This is a genomic window from Emticicia sp. W12TSBA100-4, assembly GCF_040253585.1.
Lineage (GTDB): Bacteria > Bacteroidota > Bacteroidia > Cytophagales > Spirosomataceae > Emticicia.
The window spans coordinates 214501-234045 of sequence record NZ_JBELAU010000004.1 but is presented as its reverse complement, the minus strand read 5'-3'; the positions used below and the strand labels follow the sequence as shown (position 1 = coordinate 234045).

The window sequence follows — 19545 nt, the reverse complement described above, 5'->3', positions numbered from 1 at the left end:
ATTTATTAAATGGCAATATTTTTGTTTTTTAATTAAAAAGATTTGCCGCTTATTTTATCCAATTATTAAAAAAAATACCTTACAGTTAGGTATTTATAAAAAATCAAGAAAAAATGAGGTAATAGTTCAAGAAAATGTAAAAATTTTCAAATTATTTTGAAAATTTAGAAAGTAATATTTACATTTGTTAACTTGAAGTGAACACATACCCATAAAAGAATGAAAAAATTAACCTTGGTCGCCCTCACAGGTGTGCTGCTGTGCTACAACTATGTCCGTGGACAAGCCCCAACATCACAACTGCCCGTTTCTGTACTTGTTATCGGTAATGATGCAAGAAAATCTTCTCCTAATTCCGAACAAACCATTACCAAATATTACTCAATCAATCGAAAAGAAGTAAAAACCCCTCAAGACGCTGCCTTCTACCGAGAGTTCAAGCAAGTAGCCGAAAAACTCTATCAAGTATGCGAATACCGCATAGACCGCCGACCTTCGATGGAACTTTATGTGACCAACACCGCCTATGATGTAAAAAATGGGCCTTATCGTTTATACGCACCAGATGGAATTTTAATTGACAATGAAGGCATGTATAAGAATGATGTTCAGGTCGGGAACTGGTATTATTATCACCGAAATGGCAAACTTAGTGGCAAGGAAATCTATGAAGATGGTCTATTAGTTGATGCAGAATACTTCAACGAAGATGGAAGTAAACTTACTGATATTACAGCGGCCGTACGTGAGAAACCAAGTTTTCCAGGCGGTGTAACAGAAATGGACAAGTTCGTACAAAAAGTAATCGAACTTCCTGAAGAGGTTGTGAAAAACAAAATTACGGGTAAAATGGCAATAGGTTTTTTTGTAGAACCTGATGGATCGCTGACGAATCCTAAAATCGAACTATCGCTTAACCGTGCGTTAGATGAAGCAGCCTTTAAAGTACTTGACCAAATGCCAAAGTGGATTCCTGCAAAATCACATAATCGACTTATCAGAACAAAATTCACAATGCCAATAACGATTACCATCAGAAAATAAAATTTGTGCCTAATAATTTATAGAGTATAAGTATATACAATCTTCGACACTGTTTATCTATTTGCTGTGAAAAAGCCCAAAGGCAACTTTGGCATAGTTTTTGAAAAGTTATTAAACGGATACAAAATGTACCCGTAAACTTCTTTTCATCCAAGAATTTACGTGCTTAACACATACCCAAAAAGAATAATTACATGAAAAAGGTTTTTACCTCTGCCATTGCATTGAGCTTTAGCTTATCGGTGTTTGCTCAAACCTCAACCTCGGAAAACTCGCCTGTATATGCCCAAGCATCCGAAGTGGCGAGTTCGCAAATTGATTTAACATCAAACGATGTCACGAGAAAGTATTTCAATATCAATCGTGAAGAAGTAAAATCATTAGATGGAGCTAAGTATATTCAGATTTCCAAAAAAAATGCAAAAGGCTTGTGGGATATCGCTGAATTTTTTGCCGATGGTTTCTTGAAAATGGAAGGAACATTTTTGGATGAAAAATTAGAAGTTCGCTCAGGCAAATTTAAATTTTATCGTCCGAGCGGTGTAATTGACTATGAAGGCGTTTATCAAGAAAACATCCCTACTGGCGAATGGAAATTCTATTTCCCGAATGGACAAATGAGTAGCTTGGAAGTTTATGAAAATGGAAATAGAGTAAGAGAAAATTATTGGAATGAAGACGGTACTGATCTTATCTATAAATCTTCCGCAGAGCGTATGTTACCTATGTTTAATGGCGGACAGCTTTTGATGAGCGAATATTTGAAGAAAAATCTACAATATCCGGCCGAAGCAGCCGCTACTAAAATTGCAGGAAAAGTCGTCGTTAGTTTTTGGGTAAACGAAGATGGTTCGATTGAAAATCCGAAAATAGAAGAATCTTTGGGAACGGTTTTCGATAATTCTGTTTTGAAAATGGTTAATGAAATGCCAAAATGGTTACCAGCCAGACATCATAATCGCCCAGCGAAACAGATGTATATTTTGCCAGTAGCTTTTAGTTATAATTGATAAAAGATATTTGTTTACATGTCCCTGAGCCATTACTTTTCGGAGTAGTGGCTTTTTTGTTACACCATGATTTATTTTCCAAAAAACACAAAAAACATATTTAAATTTTTAATCACTTTTTAATCTCAAAATTAAATTTGGTAATTATTCAAATAATCTATTATAAGATTTTAAGAATTAACTTTTTTTAGCTCTAAACTCTTGTTTTTTGCTCTTTTAATTTGTTAAATTTGGTTAGATAAAACCTAAGCTTCTATAAATTTTACTCATGAGGATATTCTTGCCCATACTGTGGTTTGTGCTGAATGTATTGAGCTTCAATACATTGCGAAGCCCCTACCAACAAGGCAAGCTGGGATTTGAAGACTCAAAAAATACATTTTGGTCGCAATCACCTTCTGAACATTCATCAAGCAAAGGCACTCTACTCTATTTACTTGCCGAAGAATTTCAAGAAAACATCGAGGAAGATGCCGATGGCGAATCGGATATTCAGTTTTTAGACTGCGATTTGACAAATACGGCAAGCGATTATCTATTTTTGGTGCAGTTGAAGGCATCTTTGTGTTCCATTCGTATCCTCGACAATCGCACACTCTTTGCCATTAATCAGGCAAAATTCTTACTCAATCAAAATTTCAGAATCTGATATCACACCCGTGTTGGCATCAGCCATTTATTGTGGCTCTGATACCGCACACTCCTTCGACCTACTTCGTAGTGCAGATTAAAGACTTTTAATCTCTTTTTTAAATTGATTTTAGGATACCATTCTTTATTTGCCTACAATCCAAGTCTCACTGAGCCTGACCAAGCAAGATGGCTCATTTAGACCCGTTTCGTTTTATAAATTATATAAAAACCTTTATGAAAAAGAGCCATTCAAACGAATCTCACGGATTCGATGAACACGAGCTTTTGCACGAACTCAAGCACTTTCTGCCTGCACAAGCTCCGCTCAAAGACTTTGTTCATCACAATACGCTCCATGCTTTTCAAGATTTAAAATTCTACGATGCTATCCGTAGAGCATCAAAAATTTTTGGGTATAAAGTTTCTCTTTCATTGGAAGAATACCGTTCGCTTTACTCAAACGAACAAATAAATCACGACATTTTAGAACGAGTAATTGCCGCAAGAAAAGGTAGTACGAATGTAGAAGAATGGAAAGCCAAAGCCCTTTATGGCAAATATGATGAGTCTATTTCGCCACGCATTGGCAGGCTTCGCTCTAATTGGAAGAAGAAATATTATATCGACCTTGATTTGTTGGTGCATCCGCTGTTGTTCAGAATTTTGTGCAGCTATCTCGACCAAGGTATTTCGATTTGGAGTTTCCCTGACTCTAAAAAAGGATTCTTGGCTTCGATGCGAGAAATTGAACAGAATACATTTTCGAGTTTTTTCAAAAATGAAAGAGCCAAGAAATTGCTTTTAGAAGGAACTTGTACCATTGAAGATTTACTCACAATTATTGTTGAAGATAAATCGCTTTTTAATCAATATATTTTCGACCAACAGTTTGCCCATCAGGGTTGGTCGGGTATGGTTTCAGCAGTTGAAGACTTACCTCAAACATTGCTCGACCGTAAGAAAATTACGCTCAAAGAACTCATTATTTTTGAACTTTTGCTCGAAATTGATGCTCTTGACACAAAATTTGGCGAAAATTGGACATCATTGAAACATCGTTTAGATTCAAAACCGAACGAATTATTTGGCGATGTACCTAAAACCGAACTCAGCGAATTGCTCAATATTTGGCAAGATGCTTTTGAATGGACTTATTACGACCAAGTTTTGGCGGGTGTAAAAATAGATGCTTCAAAACATGAAGAAATCAAAGAAAAGAGTTTCCAAGCTATGTTTTGTATCGACGACCGGGAATGCTCAATTCGACGATATTTAGAAAAATTTGATGAGGGCTGCAAAACCTATGGTACGGCGGGTTTCTTTGGTGTAGAGTTTTTCTATAAGCCTGTTCATGCCAATTCTTCTACGAAACAATGCCCCGCACCAGTCACTCCCAAGTATTTGATTAAGGAAGAAATCGAAAACTCAAAAGCAAAAACAAATAATGATATTCACTTTGGTAAGCATTCGCAGTCGTTATTCACGGGTTGGTTTATTGCTCAAACTTTAGGTTTTTGGTCGGCATTTCGTTTGTTGCTCAATATTTTTCGTCCATCCGAAAACGCCGCTGCGGTATCGTCTTTCAAACACATGGATACTACTTCAAAACTGACGATTGAAAACAAAAACCTTGAGGATGTAGAAGAAGGCTTACAAGTAGGTTTTACGGTGGAAGAAATGGCACTTCGTGTAGGAAACCTCTTGAATAGCATCGGTTTAGTGAAAGATTTTGCCTCGATAGTTTATGTGGTTGGGCATGGTGCAAGTAGCGTAAACAACACACATTATGCGGGTTATGATTGCGGGGCTTGTTCGGGTCGCCCTGGTTCGGTCAATGCACGTGTGATTAGTTTCATGGCGAATCATGCGGGTGTGCGTGAGATTTTGCGAACGCAAGGCATTGATATTCCTGCCAGTACACAGTTTGTGGGAGCATTACATGATACGACTCGTGATGAAATCGCTTTCTATGATACAGAAATTTTTACCGACGAAAATAAGCAAAAACACTTCAAAAACGAGGCTTTATTTGTAAAATCCCTTGATTTTAATGCCAAAGAACGCTCAAGAAGATTCGAATCGATTGATACAAACGAAAGCCCTGAAGCAATCCACGAACGCATCAGAATCAGAGCGGTATCATTGTTTGAACCACGTCCAGAGCTCAATCATGCTACCAATGCCCTTTGCCTTGTCGGCCGAAGAGAAATGTCGGAAAAGCTATTCCTTGACCGCCGTTCGTTTATGAATTCTTTCGATTATGAAGTTGACCCCGAAGGTAAATTTTTGGTAAATATTCTCAATGCCGTTGCTCCTGTTTGTGGCGGTATCAATCTTGAATATTATTTCTCACGAGTAGATAATCATAAGTTGGGAGCTGGCTCAAAACTTCCACACAACGTGATGGGGCTTTTCGGAGTAGCCAACGGTATCGACGGCGACCTTCGCCCTGGTCTTCCGAGCCAAATGATTGAAGTACATGATCCCATCAGATTGATGGTAATTGTAGAACATTTCACGGATGTAGTATTGTCGGCGATTAAGAAATCTGACCAAACTTACGAATGGTTTCTGAATGAATGGATTCATCTGGTAGTTGTAAACCCAGTTACGAAAGAGCTTTCTTACTTCAAAGATGGAGCTTTTAGTCGCTATGAACCACTTCAAAAAACTGTCAAATCTGTGCGAGATATTGAAAGTTTGATTGAATCGCATCAAGAAAATTTCCCTGTTTATTTAATCAAGTGATTATGACTCCGATACTTCAGTTATTTATTTTTATACCCCTTTTGGGCTTTATTATCAGTTTATTGATTCCAAGTAAAAACGAAACCGCTATTTCGAGAACCGCATTTCTAACCGTTGGACTAACGTTGTTTTTTGTACTGGGTTTTGTTGGCTATTGGTTATTCAATGGTCATCCTGTACTAAATCTAAAAGAAATCGCACTTTTTATATCAAAAGAATATGAGTTTTTGGTCGATCTATGCTTCGATAAAATCACGGTTGTGTATTTGCTGGTCGGTGCATTTCTGACTTTTCTGGTTACGATTTACAGCCGATATTACCTACACCGTGAGCGTGGCTACAAGCGTTTTTTCAATACTATTCTGTTCTTTTATTTGGGCTATAACATAACGATTTTATCAGGAAATTTCGAGACACTTTTTATCGGTTGGGAAGTTTTAGGAATATGCTCGTTTTTACTAATTGCTTTTTATCGTGACCGTTATCTCCCCGTAAAAAACGCCATCAAAGTATTCTCAGTTTACAGAATCGGCGATGTGGGCTTAATTTTGGCGATGTGGGCGAGCCACCATCTATGGCACGAAAACATCACTTTCTTGAAATTGAGCAACTACGAACTCGTACACGAACATCTTGCCGAGCATAGTTACATTGGCGTATTCATTTCATTAATGATTTTGTTGGCGGCTGCGGCCAAATCGGCTCAACTACCGTTCTCTTCGTGGTTGCCACGTGCCATGGAAGGCCCAACGCCATCGAGTGCCATTTTTTATGGCTCGTTGTCGGTGCACTTGGGGGTATTTCTATTAATGCGTACGTACACTTTTTGGGAACATCAGATTTCAGTACGAATCCTCATCGTGTTACTTGGTTTATGCACAGCTCTGATTGCTTCACCAATTGCCCGAGTTCAATCATCGGTCAAAAGCCAAATTGCTTATGCTTCGATTGCACAAATTGGTATTATTTTCATTGAAGTTGCTTTAGGATTTGAGAAATTTGCTCTTTTTCACTTCGCTGGAAATGCCTTTTTGCGTACTTATCAACTTTTGGTTTCGCCTTCGGTGGTTAGTTATAAAATTCGTGAGCAGTTCTACAATTTCATACCTCGTCATCATACAATCGAAGATAGCTTACCGAAGAAAATCGAATATTCGATTTATTTATTGAGCCTAAAAGAATTTAATCTTGATTCATTTATGAATTATATTCTTTGGAAACCGCTCAAAAATATCGGCCGTAAACTTGATTTTTTGACGGTCAATCGGCTCTTATTACTCTTCATTCCTGCTTATTTATTGGGTCTGATTTTTTTATTTATTAATGGAAATGGCAGCGAACACCCTCATGAATATCTTCCTGGTGCATTTGCATTGATTGGTTTATTGATGATTCTGAAATCATTTTCGGAGCGGAAAAGCCCACTAATGAGTTGGTTATTGCTGATAATGAACCACTTCTGGATTGCACTGGCAATTTCATTCAATGAAAAATTTGAACTGACCGAAATAGCTTTTTATCTCAGCGGAATCATCGTTTCGGGACTTGTGGGCTATTGGGGAATCTTGAAACTCAAAAGCTACGAGCAAAACATCGACCTCAACCAGTTTCACGGTCATTCGTTCGAGCATCCAAAATTTGCCATGGTTTTCTTATTGGCTTGCTTAGGCTTAGCTGGTTTTCCGATTACACCAACTTTCATTGGCCTTGATTTGGTGTTTAGTCACATTCACGAAAACCAAGTGGTTTTGGCCTATGCTACGGCATCAAGCTATATTTTGGCAGGTATTTCATTAATTCGTCTATACTCTCGCCTTTTCCTTGGGCCGCACGTAAAAACCTATCACGAAACAGCTTATAAATCATCATGATTGGTTATTGGTGGATTGGTTACTGGAGAACTGGGAAATTAGAAAACAAATAACCAGTAACAAGTATCCAGTAACCAGTTTCCCAATAACCAGTAACAGAACAAAAAATAATAGATTCTAAAAAATATTAAAAAATGGAAAATAACACAAAACTCCTATTACCAAAAGATGGTATCGAAGGTTTGAAAGAGAACTTTTCGACCGATGCAATCTCAGGCTTTATTGTATTTTTATTGGCACTACCTCTTAGTTTAGGAATAGCAAAAGCATCAGAATTTCCGCCAATTATGGGTTTGATTACTGCCATCATTGGTGGTATTGTCGTAAGTTTCTTTATGGGGTCACGCCTCACAATCAAAGGTCCTGCGGCTGGTTTGATTGTAATTGTAGCAGGGGCAGTGGGTGAGTTTGGCGGTGGCGAAACTGGCTGGCATCTTGCCTTAGGAGCAATGGTAGTTGCGGGTATTGTTCAGATACTTTTTGGCGTTTTCAAACTCGGCAAACTGGCCGATTTTTTTCCTCTTTCGGCCATTCACGGAATGTTGGCGGCTATCGGTTTAATCATCATTGCTAAACAAATCCCTGTTTTGCTTGATGTTGACCCTACAATGGTTAAAGGAAAAGGTCCAATCGAATTATTGGCTTCAATTCCGTCATTCGTTATGCACATGGACCCCAAAGCTACGTTGGTTGGCTTAGTAAGTTTAACAATCATGTTGATTTGGCCTTTTATCAATCACCCAATCAAGAAAATCCCTGCTCCGCTGATGGTTTTATTGTTTGCTATCCCTGCTGAATTGATGTTAGATTTTCAGACAACTGAGCCAGCTTATGCGTTGGTTCACATCGGAAATTTGCTCGAAAACATTAAAATAAACGTAGATTTTGCTGGAGTTGCTCAAACAGGTGTTTTTATAAAATATGTAATTATGTTTGCTTTGGTAGGTTCGTTGGAGTCATTGCTGACCGTAAAAGCAATTGACATGCTCGACCCTTTCCGCAGAAAATCAAACGCTGATAAAGATTTAATTGCGGTCGGAATTGGCAATACTTTGGCAGCTATTTTAGGTGGCTTGCCAATGATTTCAGAAGTTGCACGTAGCTCATCAAACGTAAATAATGGAGCAAGAACTCGTTGGGCAAACTTCTTTCATGGATTCTTTATCTTAGGGTTTGTCTTGCTTGCATCGCACCTCATCGAGCTGATTCCAAACACTGCATTGGCAGCAATGTTGATTACGGTAGGTATCAAATTGACTCACCCAAGAGAATTTGTTCAAACTTTCAAAATTGGGAAAGAGCAACTTGCTATCTTTTTAGTAACCATTTTCTTTACTCTTTTTGAAGACTTATTGGTAGGTATTGGAGCTGGTATGTTGCTAAAAATTCTTATTCACCTCTATCATGGAGCTTCGGTAACGGCATTGTTTAAAGCCCCAGTTGTGGTATCTTTCACCGACGATACTTATTTAGTCGAGATTGATAAAGCGGCGATTTTTACTAATTATTTGGGCATAAAAACCAAATTAGAAGCAATTCCACCAGGGTTTAATGTAATTATTGACCTAAAAGAAACTAAGTTAGTTGACCACTCAGTAATGGAAAATCTACACCACTTTGAGCATGACTATAAAGTAAATGGTGGAACAGTGAGTATCATTGGTTTAGAAACTCATAAACCCGTATCGGAGCATCATTTAGCTGCTCGTAAAAGGTAAGATTTGGATAAATGGAATAAAAAGTCTTTTTGACTGAAGTCATTTCTTTAGTATTTCGCTATTATTTTTGTCAAAATCTTTCTTTTTATTTGATTTATCAACAAACATTTTCAATCAAGAATTCACAAATTTCATTTTCAGGCACAAGCTATTTTGATTGTGTCTGGAAAACTATTGTCTAAAAATCATGAAAAAATACATCACACTTATCATATTCTTTTGTAGCATCGGTAGTCTTTTTGCTCAAACTAAAAGCCAAAACAATGATATTTGGCTACATTATGTAGGGAAAAATATGCTTACAAAAAAACTGTCCTTTACTCTCGAAGCTACCATGCGATACGCCAATGGTTTCAGCGAGAAACAGCAGTATTTTATTCGTCCATCGCTTGATTATCAACTAACTAAGCATTTTATCGGAAGTGTGGGTTTTAGTCATTATAATACTTACGTTTACGGAAATCCCGCCATCAACAAACGTCCAATTCCCGAAAATCACCCTTGGATTCAAGGTACTTTCAATCATCAATTGGGCGATTTGAAACTCACGAATCGTTTGCGAAACGAGTTCCGCTTTGTGGGCATTGCGAGCAGTACGGTGGCAACTCCAACGAGCCAAAACGATTATGCAATCAACGATTATAAATTCCGTGACCGCTTGCGTTATATGATTTTAGCAACTTATCCGCTCGTGAAAGTTGATAACAAGCCAAAACTACTCGGAATTATTGGCGATGAAGCTTTTATGAATATCGGGCCGTTAGGAACAGATATAAGCAAAAATAACGTTGGAAAAACCTTTATGAATCAAAACAGAATCATTGCTGGTTTGGGTTATGTCATTAATCCTCGTCACCAAATCCAGTTGTGTTATATTCACCAACACATCTGGAACTTTTCGGACACTATTTTAGAAAGTAATCCAACTCTCCGAATATCATATCTTACAAATTTTGCGTTTAATAAATAACAATAAAAAACTTGGTTTGGTGAGCAAATCCCTGTTTGAATATCAAGCAGGGATTTTTTTATAGCAAAAAACTCTCTTAAAAATATCTTTTTCATCAAACAATCATTTGTAGTTTTGTGTTAAGAATACAGAACTCAATCAAATATTTATAGCACTATGCTTATCAAGTTTTTAATCGTCATCGGCACATTTGCATTCATGGAATTCATGGCGTGGTTTGCCCACAAATATATCATGCACGGTTTTGGCTGGGCATGGCACGCCGACCACCACAACCATCACAAAGGTTTTTTTGAGAAAAATGATTACTACGCAGTTGTCTTTAGTATTATAGCGTCTTCAACAATTATCTACGGAAATCTGAATCCAGATTTTTGGTACTTGACCTGGTTTGGTGCGGGTGTTACGCTTTATGGAGTAGCTTATTTTGTGTTTCACGATATAATTGTGCATCGCCGAGTAAAAATCAAATTTGTGGCCAGAAGTAAATATATGAAGCGTATCATGCACGCACATTATATTCATCATAAGGTACACACAAAAGATGGTGCAGAGGCATTCGGATTTTTGTATGCTCCCGAAAAATATGAGCCAAAACAGAGGGATTAACCCAAACAGCAATAGGTTTAAAAAGTAAAAACGTAGCAAATTATCAAAAGTAAATTTGCTACGTTTTTTTGTTTTTCAGAAAGTAGGATTTCTTCCCAAAAACTTATTAAAGTACCGTACAATAACCATTCCGAAAGTCAAAATTTCTTATTAAACGAGCCATAAAAAATCATAGTTCGTTGACTATAAGCATTTTAGATGAAAAGCATTTTTTAATTTTTTTTATTCAACTTTTAGCACGATTTTTGCTCATTTTAAGAATATATATATACGAAAAAAGCCCTTCGTGCCTTTATGAAAAAAGCTTTTGCATACCTAATACTTTGGTTTTTTATTAGTTCGGCATTTGCTCAAACAACGAGCAATATTTCTGAATCAATCTACCGAAGTTTTTATAACGAAACCATTACTATTAAGCCCGATAATCCCGATAAGGTTATCAAACGCCGATACGGGATTTTTATTGATACCACACAAAATTCGGTTTTTTGCAGGAATTTAGAAGAACGAATCGATCTTGATGACTATTACCAGTCAATTGTTTTTCGTCATTGTAGAGACTTTAAAGCATCGAAGCAAATGAAAGAACTTTGGTCTTTCAAAGATGATACACTTTATAATTCGCTACCTAAAAAGTGGTTTGAAGCACAAGAATTAAATGGTAAAACGTACATTTTTTGTCCAAAGACAATCAAAGGACACTATTCTTTTCATTTAACCGATTCGACCATTGTAATCACAAAAGGTGAAGGTCCCGAAACACATTTTATAAAATCGGTTAAGAAATTTCAGAACTCAATCATCATTGATTGTTTTCAAGGAAGCAAGTTTACGGTAAAATTCCTTGACGAAAAGACCAAGTTGGCGATTTGGAAAATAGAAGATACTCGCTACGAACGTGGTGTTATCTTCCGCCTTTCAGTACCTGTGAGTAGCTTCAAATATTACAACATGATTGTCAATCACAGTGCCGAAGATAAAGTACCTGACGACTTAATTTTTGATGAAATTGACTACGAAAATCTACTTTCATTTACAGGAAAAATGAAAGCCAGATTTTGATAAAAACTTTACAAATTGCTATTGAGAAAAATTGCTTGCCACGGGTTTACCTGTGGCATTTTTTTATAATTTACAGCTTAAATAAAGCCCTTCCGAGTGTTCAAAAATTCGGTTATTTAGGTCATAATGAGGCTCAACTCTCAGCGAAATTTTCACTTTTCCCGAAATATTCCAATCACGTACCAGCCTTATTATCAGCAAACTACGAGTATTTTCATAATAATTTTCATTATTGAATTTTCGAGAGGCCGATTGCATCAAATCATTGCCAAAAGGCGAGTTAAAAAAGCTACCAAACCAATAACTAAAACCTGCTTGATACTTAGTGTTTTTCCAAAATGAATTCAAATAATAGGCCGTTCCTTGCAGAGGAGACTCGAAGTATCCGACATAATAATTATCAATCGTAAGCGACTGATTTTTTCCTAAATCTTTCTTCACACGCAGCCCAGCCGCAGGATTTAGGAGCGTACGAACTGGCTGTAAACTCTGAATATTTTGCCCGCCAATATGAAACACGCTCGCCTGTGCAAGAGCCTGAAACTTAACATCTTTGAAACTCACTGCGGGGCTATAAAATGATACTCCAGCCCAAATACGCTCTTGGTTAGTTTTACCCGCAATTGTGCTTTGTTGCCAGTCGAGCCAGCCATCAAAAAAAGCTTCTTTCTTTTGGTATTTTGCCTGAAAGCCATGCTCTAAAGGTTGGCTAAGAACACGCTCAAAAGTCATCAATGGTTCAATCAATCGGTGGTTGATATTTCCTTCGATATTTCCAAATAAAAACCGCCAATCTTTTTGTTTTACTTGTACCATAAAAGTCGGTTCGATTTCTTTCAATCCATTATAACCATATTCTTTTCTAACAAAGACCCCAGCATCAATTTGCACTTTTTTATGAAGTTTATACCTTATACTTGGGTTAGCATAATAGCCAATAAGTGTGTAACCATCAGCTATTTCATTGAAATACTCATTGTTTTTAACATAAACCAAAGAGTTAAGATTAAATTGCACTTTTCCTATATTAATGCCAGTAATTTTATGATTACTTTCGAGGTTAATATTATCTACTTGTGCGTATGTATATGTATGCACACACGCAAGAAAATACATACAAAAAAATAAAGATTTTAAAAAGCCATTCATCATTAAAAAAAACCGTTCATAAAAATATTTGTGCATTGTATTAGATAATTGTATTACCTTTGTAGTGTTCAAATGAGCAATACAGGTAAAAATGAAACATAGAATGTATTAAAAAGACTTATACTTTTTTTGATATTTTTAAGAAAATTAAATTGTATTTTTTTAATATAGTAAAAATAAAAAATATATGATTTTCTTAAATAAAAACACAGTATTTTTGAAATATAAACAAATTTTACCTAAATAGTAGCAGTTTGTAGTAATATCATTAAAATTCAATTTTAAAAATAAAATGGCAGCAGAAAAAGAACCAAAAGGCGACGACAGAGCAAACAAATTGAAAAGTCTCCAAACCACAATGGAGAAACTCGATAAAACTTACGGTAAAGGAACAGTAATGAGACTGAGTGATGCGAAGATAATGGATGTACCAGTTATCTCTACGGGTTCGCTTGGCCTTGATCTTGCTCTTGGTGTAGGTGGTTTCCCAAAAGCACGTATTATTGAAATCTACGGACCAGAATCTTCGGGTAAAACAACACTTGCGATGCAAGCAATTGCTGAAGCTCAAAAACAAGGTGGTATTGCAGCATTTATTGATGCAGAACACGCTTTCGACCGTAGCTATGCCGAGAAATTGGGTATTGATACAAAAAACTTATTAATCTCGCAACCCGATTATGGCGAGCAAGCACTCGAAATTGCCGAGCATTTGATTAGCTCTGGTGCGGTTGATATTATCGTGATTGACTCAGTGGCTGCCCTCGTTCCAAAAGCCGAACTTGAAGGCGACATGGGCGATAGCAAAATGGGACTTCAAGCACGTATGATGTCGCAGGCCATGCGTAAGCTAACAGGTACGATTAACAAAACTGGCTGTTGCTGTATTTTCATCAACCAATTGCGTGATAAAATTGGGGTGATGTTTGGTAGCCCAGAAACAACTACGGGTGGTAATGCCTTGAAATTCTATGCTTCGATGAGAATTGATATTCGTAGAATTGGTCAAATCAAAGATGGCGATGATATTCTCGGAAACCGTACTCGTGTGAAAGTTGTGAAAAACAAACTTGCTCCACCTTTTAAAGTAGTAGAATTTGATATTCTTTACGGCCAAGGTGTATCAAAAGCTGGTGAAGTTCTTGATTTAGCAGTTGATTTAGAAATTGTGAAAAAATCGGGTTCGTGGTTCTCTTACGGTACATCAAAATTAGGTCAAGGACGTGACGGTGTGCGTGATATGCTGAAAGATAATCCAGAATTGATGGCCGAATTGGAAGAAAAAATCAAAGCGACGGTTGCCAATGATGCCGATGCTCTCTTGGACTCGAAACCTGGCGACCAAGATGGTGTGGTTGAAGACGAAACCCCAGAATAAAAGTATTAGATTATAGGAAATAAGTAAAATTTAAAAAGACAGTCTTTTAGACTGTCTTTTTTTGCTTTTGTGAATTATTCTATATTTTGAAAATTATAAAGTAGAGTCAGATTTTGCTTCAGTAGCAGCAGGGGCAACGGTTTGCTGTGGTGGAAGTAATTGCTGTACTGGTTGTGCTGGTGGAGTGATAAATTCAACATCGGTGATGAAATATTTTGTATCACCATTCCACGGAAACTGGAAGAATTTCTCGGCATATTTCAGCGTTACACGTTCACCAGTTTTTAAAGCTCTTTGCAATTTCGTAATAGTCGAATCGGTTTTACATGAAAAATCGAAATAACGTGGCGTAAGTGTACCTGTTTCACCCGAATATCCACCTTCATTCAAAACTCCTTCGTATGTTTTAAATACATATCCTCTTTCGCTGAGTTTTGAGATTGTGCCTGCTCGTTCGCCTTTAGAGTAATAACCCGCTGTCAGATAATAACCTACGCCAACGAGAAGTCCGAATATGATAAAAAGAGTGATTTTGAATTTCATTGCTTGAAAATATTTATTGTTTGATGATACAAAAGAACGGATTTTTTAGAAATATGCAAAGAATTGTGGTTCATAGGTTATCAAAAGCATTAAAAGGCTTTTTTTGAATTTATAAACGGTAATATTGAGACTAATTTGAGTTCTGAAAGGTAACAGTAAGTCAGTAATTTGCAGGATGCGATTTTTCAAAAAAAAGTTTAACTTGCTCTCACTTAGCTATTCAACATTAAATATGAAAAAACTCATTTATTTTACATTCATTCTATCTGCGGTGATTATTTTACTGTCAGCAAAATCAGATAAATCAAACACAATTGGCCGACCAAACATCATCTACATCATGGCCGATGATTTAGGCTATGGAGACATCGGTTGCTATGGACAAAAGACTATAAAAACGCCTAATCTCGACAAAATGGCGGCCGAAGGAACTCGTTTTACGGATTTTTACTCGGGAAATACCGTTTGTGCTCCATCACGCTACGCTCTCATGACAGGCTTGCACATGGGACACGCCTACATACGTGGCAATGGAGAGTTTCCGATGCGTGAAAACGAGCAAGTTTTACCAAAAATGATGAAAGAAAATGGCTACACAACCGCCATGTTTGGAAAATGGGGGCTCGGGCAAAGCCACAACTCTGGTTCGCCCGAAAAACAAGGTTGGGACGAATTTCTGGGCTATGCTACACAAGGTCATGCCCACCGATTTTATACCAATAATCTCTGGACAATCAAAGATGGGAAATGTGAATCTTACCCGATGGATTCACTACAACATTCTCATCCTTTTATTACTGAAAAAGCTCTTGCTTATGTAAAAGAAGGTCACGAAAAGCCATTTTTTATGTACTGGGCTATCACGATGCCGCATGCTGAAATGTATGCCCCGCCAGCTACTTTAAAGAAATATTTAAACCCTGACGGCAGTAGTATTTTTGAAGAAAAAAAGCCATTCGTGCAAAAGAATTTACAAGCTCGTTCGTATCGTTCGCAGGATAAACCTAACGCTAATACGGCCGCTATGATTGACCATATAGATGCCGATATTGGGCGTTTGATGGCTTTGCTGAAAGAATTAGGTTTGGATAAAAACACTTACGTTTTCTTTACATCAGATAATGGCCCACACAATGAAGGTGGCCGAGAAATGGAGTTTTTCGATAGCAATGGGCCATTAAAAGGTTTCAAAAGAGATTTATATGAAGGAGGAATCAGAGTGCCGATGATTGCTTGGGGAGCAAATACTCCTAAAGGAAGAACTACGAGTGAACCACTGGCAAACTGGGATATAATGCCCACTTTTGCAGACCTAATTAAAGCAAATTCCCCAAAAAATATTGATGGGATTTCGTTTGCTAATATTCTATCGGGCAAGAAAATTGCCCAAAAGCATGATTACCTCTACTGGGAATTTCACGAGCGAGGCTTCGACCAAGCCGTGAGAAAAGGCAAATGGAAACTCGTGAAACAAAAAGGTAACACTGAATTATTTGATTTGAGTAAAGACCTTTCGGAAACAACCAATTTAGCTGCCAAATACCCGAAAATTTTGGCTGAAATGGAAAAAATTATGCAAACTTCAAGAGTTGATTCGGAGTTATTTCCTTTGAAGAAGTAACCGCTTTCAAGTATAAAACCTAAGTTTTTTTTGAAAATACTTTCATATAGTATTACTTTTTGCATTATATTTACACAAAAAGTAATACCAAATGTATAAAAGAGTAATTTTTGAAGAATTAAAACAGCATCTCGCTAAGCCTCAAATTACAGTAATTACGGGGCTTCGTAGGGTTGGAAAATCAACAGCATTAAAGTATTTGCTGAAAGAGATTGACCATGAAAATAAAACTTATATAGACCTCGAAAAGATTGAAAATAGGATTTTGTTTTCTGAGAATAGTTATACAATCATTGAAGCTGGATTAAAAAGTTTGGGGCTTACCTTAAATCAAAATTGTGTCATTGCCATTGATGAGATTCAACTCGTACCGATTTCAGTTAGTGTCGTCAAATACTTATACGATACTTATGGCATCAAATTTTTACTTTCGGGGTCAAGTTCCTATTACCTCAAAAACCATTTCTCTGAAAGTTTGGCTGGAAGGAAACGCATTTTTGAAATGTATCCACTTTCGTTTCAAGAGTTTCTACTATTCAAAAGGTTACCCGAGGCCGAAACATCTGCATTGACAGAAATTTCTTACAATGCCTTTATTTATTTAAAATACAAACCTTTATATGAGGAATTCATCCAATTTGGCGGTTTCCCTGAGGTAGTTTTGGCCGAAACTAAAGAAGATAAAATAGCTTATCTTAAAGATGTCATCAATGCCTATATTGAACTGGATATAAAGCTATTATCCGATTTCAAAATGAGTAACGAGCTTTATAAGTTGATTCAATTACTGGCTTCAAGAGTTGGAGGCAGATTAGATGTAAGCAAATTGAGTAGTGTCTCAGGTATTAATCGAAATAAAATTACTGATTATTTAGAATTGCTCGAATACACCTATTTTATTCACAGGATTCCAACATTTACTAAAAATAAAGACAAAGAAATTTCGGGACAAACTAAACTCTACTTTGCTGATACTGGAATATTACAGATTTTAGCTCAAGTGAGTAGTGGACAAGTTTTCGAAAACATGATTGCATTGCAACTAAAAGCAAAAGGTAACTTGGCTTATTACCAAAGAAAAACGGGACAGGAAATTGATTTTATTTTGAATGAAAAAGTTGGAATAGAAGTAAAAGAAACTCCTTCAGATAGAGATTTAAAAGTTTTGATTCATCGCTCTACTGAATTGAGTTTAGAAAGCACTATGCTTATTGCTCGCCATGCGGCAAATTCAGACTTCAAAGATTGGTTTTGGGGCGGAAATATTGTATAAAACTTCAAGAAAACAGCCTTTTTACATAAAATTAACCCTAAGATTCAAACCAATATTTGAAGGGCGGATTTGCATATAACTATTCGCATCGAGCGATTGTGAGAGACTATAACGGTAAGTTGGCTCAATCCAAACGGTTTTGCCGCCTTTCATTGGGTAAGCCAAAGCAACTGAGGCATTGAGAAAGTAGGCGTATTGATTATTGTTTAAAACTCTTACGGCTTCTGCTCCACCCAATACAAAGACTTTATTTTTCTTATTCGATACCAAATACGAATTATCAAGTTTCAAACCAACGGTGTGTAAAAACTTATTCTGACTCACGGTTTCGCCTACACCCACGAGAGTATAATCAGTAGTTGTTAAATCTACATCATAAACGCCCGTGTTTACTTCATAACTAACTGCTTGACGAATGCCTGCATAAGCCAACGAAACACCAGTTGAGAAGCGATTTGAGAGCGGTTGCATGACGCCCACACGTGCTTGCACACCTAAGCGTTGGGCATCAAGAGCATTCAACGAACCTACTTGTTGGATATACGTTGAAGTTTGTGGCAAAATCGTAAGAGCTTGATAAGTTTGAAGCGGCATGATACTACTCGTCAGAATCATTTTTCGTCTTACACGCACTTCTGGCTCTTCCATTGGCACTTCGTTATTATACGCAATTTCACCAAAAGGAAGTGTGATCTTTTTTTGTTTAAAATCCTTACTATCAAGCAAGTTTAGTTCAATATTATTTGCTTGATTTGATGAATTATTATTTGATGCAATACTCGACTCACTACCATTCGGTGTTGTACTAGTCGGCGGTATTGTATTTTTATTACTTTGAGCAATACTTTCTGTTGAAGATGAATTATTTAAGTTATTTCTAAGCGAACGTTTTTCTTTCTTTCTGATAACCTTAGCAACTTGACTGTCGGTCGAAGCTTTTTCTAAACTTTTGACATCTGAGCCTTTTCTATTCTTAGTTTTACCATTTGAAGCAATGCCGCTCAAATCGCTTGACGGCTCAATAATACTCGGTTTTGGTTCATTAACTTTGTTATTATCCGTTTCTTTTTCCGTATTACTCTTTCCTGTTTCGGCTGGTTTATTTGTAGCTAAATCCTGATTTTCATCTTCGCTAACTCCTTGACTATTAGCAGATTGAGCTTTTTTGTTTTTTATTTCTGCCAACCCATTTTCTTGATTATTATTATAGAATAACCAACCAAAACCCAACAAAAGTGCAATACTTGCCGCAATACCAACTCTAAATGCAAACGGCCACGCAATCACACGGCGTTCTTTTTCTGGCGTGATGGCAGCTTTGATAATCTCCCACGAATCGGCCGTTGGTTCGGTTTCATAGTTACTAAACTTATTTGATAATTGGGTGGCAAGTTGAATGTTTTCCCAAGTTGAGGCTTGTGGTTCGGCTTCGTAATTTTCAAATTTCTCACTCAACGAAACTGGCTCGCTGGCTGGCATAGCAGCACGAATTTTCTCCCACGAATCGTCCATTGGTTCGGCTTCGTAGTCTTTGAATTTCTCGCTTAATGCAATTGATTCATTAATTGGTAAAGCTGTTTTTATTTTCTCCCACGAATCGGCTGTTGGTTCGGCTTCGTAGTCACTGAATTTGGCGGTTAGTTGAGTTGCGAGTTGAATTTTGCTCCAAGTATCATCTTGTGGCTCGGCTTCGTAGTTCTTGAATTTTTTGGAGAGGTCAGTAGCAAATTTTATTTCGCTCCAAGATTCTTCTTGTGGCTCAGCTTCATAAGAGCTAAGTTTATCTTTCAAATCAAGAGCAAAACGAATCGCATCCCAAGAGGTATCTTGTGGTTCGGCTTCAAAATTCTCGAATTTTTCAGATAAAACTTTCCTTATGTCGTCTGTTGGTTTCATATACGCCAATCTCTAAAAGA

The 19545-nt window shown here is 37.0% G+C and carries 15 protein-coding genes; 12 read left to right on the top strand and 3 right to left on the bottom strand.

Features of this window, described 5'->3' with window-relative positions; genetic code table 11:
• The first annotated feature begins 219 nt into the window (after positions 1-219).
• The 9 genes from ABR854_RS06685 to ABR854_RS06645 all read left to right on the top strand — a co-directional run bounded on the left by ABR854_RS06685 (position 220) and on the right by ABR854_RS06645 (position 11665).
• Positions 220-1044 (top strand): energy transducer TonB, encoded by an 825-nt coding sequence (locus tag ABR854_RS06685; protein ID WP_350264605.1) that lies wholly within the window; start codon positions 220-222, stop codon positions 1042-1044.
• A gap of 194 nt (positions 1045-1238) precedes the next feature.
• Positions 1239-2054, top strand: coding sequence for a TonB family protein (locus tag ABR854_RS06680; RefSeq protein ID WP_350264604.1), 816 nt, complete (start codon positions 1239-1241; stop codon positions 2052-2054).
• A gap of 268 nt (positions 2055-2322) precedes the next feature.
• The gene (locus tag ABR854_RS06675) at positions 2323-2703 is read left to right on the top strand and encodes a hypothetical protein (RefSeq protein ID WP_350264603.1); all 381 of its coding nucleotides are present in this window, start codon (positions 2323-2325) and stop codon (positions 2701-2703) included.
• A gap of 218 nt (positions 2704-2921) precedes the next feature.
• Positions 2922-5435 (top strand): YbcC family protein, encoded by a 2514-nt coding sequence (locus ABR854_RS06670; protein WP_350264602.1) that lies wholly within the window; start codon positions 2922-2924, stop codon positions 5433-5435.
• Positions 5436-5437: 2 nt separating this feature from the next.
• The gene (locus tag ABR854_RS06665; protein WP_350264601.1) at positions 5438-7306 is read left to right on the top strand and encodes a proton-conducting transporter transmembrane domain-containing protein; all 1869 of its coding nucleotides are present in this window, start codon (positions 5438-5440) and stop codon (positions 7304-7306) included.
• Positions 7307-7440: 134 nt separating this feature from the next.
• The gene (locus ABR854_RS06660; protein ID WP_350264600.1) at positions 7441-9024 is read left to right on the top strand and encodes a SulP family inorganic anion transporter; all 1584 of its coding nucleotides are present in this window, start codon (positions 7441-7443) and stop codon (positions 9022-9024) included.
• A gap of 187 nt (positions 9025-9211) precedes the next feature.
• Positions 9212-9994 carry a DUF2490 domain-containing protein gene (locus ABR854_RS06655; RefSeq protein WP_350264599.1) on the top strand — a complete coding sequence of 261 codons (783 nt, stop codon included), beginning with the start codon at positions 9212-9214 and terminating at the stop codon, positions 9992-9994.
• 156 nt (positions 9995-10150) lie between these two features.
• Complete coding sequence (locus ABR854_RS06650) at positions 10151-10603, top strand: sterol desaturase family protein (RefSeq protein WP_350264598.1); 453 nt, start codon at positions 10151-10153, stop codon at positions 10601-10603.
• Between the two features lie 294 nt (positions 10604-10897).
• Positions 10898-11665, top strand: a complete 768-nt coding sequence (locus ABR854_RS06645) for a hypothetical protein (protein ID WP_350264597.1) — start codon at positions 10898-10900, stop codon at positions 11663-11665.
• 63 nt (positions 11666-11728) lie between these two features.
• Here the strand turns inward: ABR854_RS06645 and ABR854_RS06640 are convergent, their stop codons facing one another.
• On the bottom strand, positions 11729-12781 hold the full coding sequence (locus ABR854_RS06640; RefSeq protein WP_350264596.1) for a lipid A deacylase: 1053 nt from the start codon (positions 12779-12781) through the stop codon (positions 11729-11731).
• Between the two features lie 325 nt (positions 12782-13106).
• Here ABR854_RS06640 and recA point away from each other — a divergent pair, with 325 nt between their 5' ends.
• A complete protein-coding gene (recA, locus tag ABR854_RS06635) occupies positions 13107-14192 on the top strand; it encodes a recombinase RecA (RefSeq protein ID WP_350264595.1) in 1086 nt (361 codons plus the stop codon).
• 93 nt (positions 14193-14285) lie between these two features.
• Here recA and ABR854_RS06630 read toward each other — a convergent pair whose 3' ends face one another.
• Positions 14286-14735, bottom strand: coding sequence for a hypothetical protein (locus tag ABR854_RS06630; protein WP_350264594.1), 450 nt, complete (start codon positions 14733-14735; stop codon positions 14286-14288).
• A gap of 232 nt (positions 14736-14967) precedes the next feature.
• Here ABR854_RS06630 and ABR854_RS06625 point away from each other — a divergent pair, with 232 nt between their 5' ends.
• Both ABR854_RS06625 and ABR854_RS06620 read left to right on the top strand, forming a co-directional pair.
• Positions 14968-16356, top strand: coding sequence for an arylsulfatase (locus tag ABR854_RS06625; RefSeq protein ID WP_350264593.1), 1389 nt, complete (start codon positions 14968-14970; stop codon positions 16354-16356).
• Positions 16357-16447: 91 nt separating this feature from the next.
• Entirely contained in the window at positions 16448-17629 is a 1182-nt protein-coding gene (locus ABR854_RS06620) for an ATP-binding protein (RefSeq protein ID WP_350264592.1), read from the top strand.
• Between the two features lie 21 nt (positions 17630-17650).
• Here ABR854_RS06620 and ABR854_RS06615 read toward each other — a convergent pair whose 3' ends face one another.
• On the bottom strand, positions 17651-19525 hold the full coding sequence (locus ABR854_RS06615; protein ID WP_350264591.1) for a hypothetical protein: 1875 nt from the start codon (positions 19523-19525) through the stop codon (positions 17651-17653).
• Positions 19526-19545: the final 20 nt, after the last annotated feature.

Coding starts and splice junctions, on each gene's coding strand:
- ABR854_RS06685 (WP_350264605.1), top strand. CDS start 220: ATGAAAAAATTAACCTTGGTCGCCCTCACAGGTGTGCTGCTGTGCTAC.
- ABR854_RS06680 (WP_350264604.1), top strand. CDS start 1,239: ATGAAAAAGGTTTTTACCTCTGCCATTGCATTGAGCTTTAGCTTATCG.
- ABR854_RS06675 (WP_350264603.1), top strand. CDS start 2,323: ATGAGGATATTCTTGCCCATACTGTGGTTTGTGCTGAATGTATTGAGC.
- ABR854_RS06670 (WP_350264602.1), top strand. CDS start 2,922: ATGAAAAAGAGCCATTCAAACGAATCTCACGGATTCGATGAACACGAG.
- ABR854_RS06665 (WP_350264601.1), top strand. CDS start 5,438: ATGACTCCGATACTTCAGTTATTTATTTTTATACCCCTTTTGGGCTTT.
- ABR854_RS06660 (WP_350264600.1), top strand. CDS start 7,441: ATGGAAAATAACACAAAACTCCTATTACCAAAAGATGGTATCGAAGGT.
- ABR854_RS06655 (WP_350264599.1), top strand. CDS start 9,212: ATGAAAAAATACATCACACTTATCATATTCTTTTGTAGCATCGGTAGT.
- ABR854_RS06650 (WP_350264598.1), top strand. CDS start 10,151: ATGCTTATCAAGTTTTTAATCGTCATCGGCACATTTGCATTCATGGAA.
- ABR854_RS06645 (WP_350264597.1), top strand. CDS start 10,898: ATGAAAAAAGCTTTTGCATACCTAATACTTTGGTTTTTTATTAGTTCG.
- ABR854_RS06640 (WP_350264596.1), bottom strand. CDS start 12,781: ATGTATTTTCTTGCGTGTGTGCATACATATACATACGCACAAGTAGAT.
- recA (WP_350264595.1), top strand. CDS start 13,107: ATGGCAGCAGAAAAAGAACCAAAAGGCGACGACAGAGCAAACAAATTG.
- ABR854_RS06630 (WP_350264594.1), bottom strand. CDS start 14,735: ATGAAATTCAAAATCACTCTTTTTATCATATTCGGACTTCTCGTTGGC.
- ABR854_RS06625 (WP_350264593.1), top strand. CDS start 14,968: ATGAAAAAACTCATTTATTTTACATTCATTCTATCTGCGGTGATTATT.
- ABR854_RS06620 (WP_350264592.1), top strand. CDS start 16,448: ATGTATAAAAGAGTAATTTTTGAAGAATTAAAACAGCATCTCGCTAAG.
- ABR854_RS06615 (WP_350264591.1), bottom strand. CDS start 19,525: ATGAAACCAACAGACGACATAAGGAAAGTTTTATCTGAAAAATTCGAG.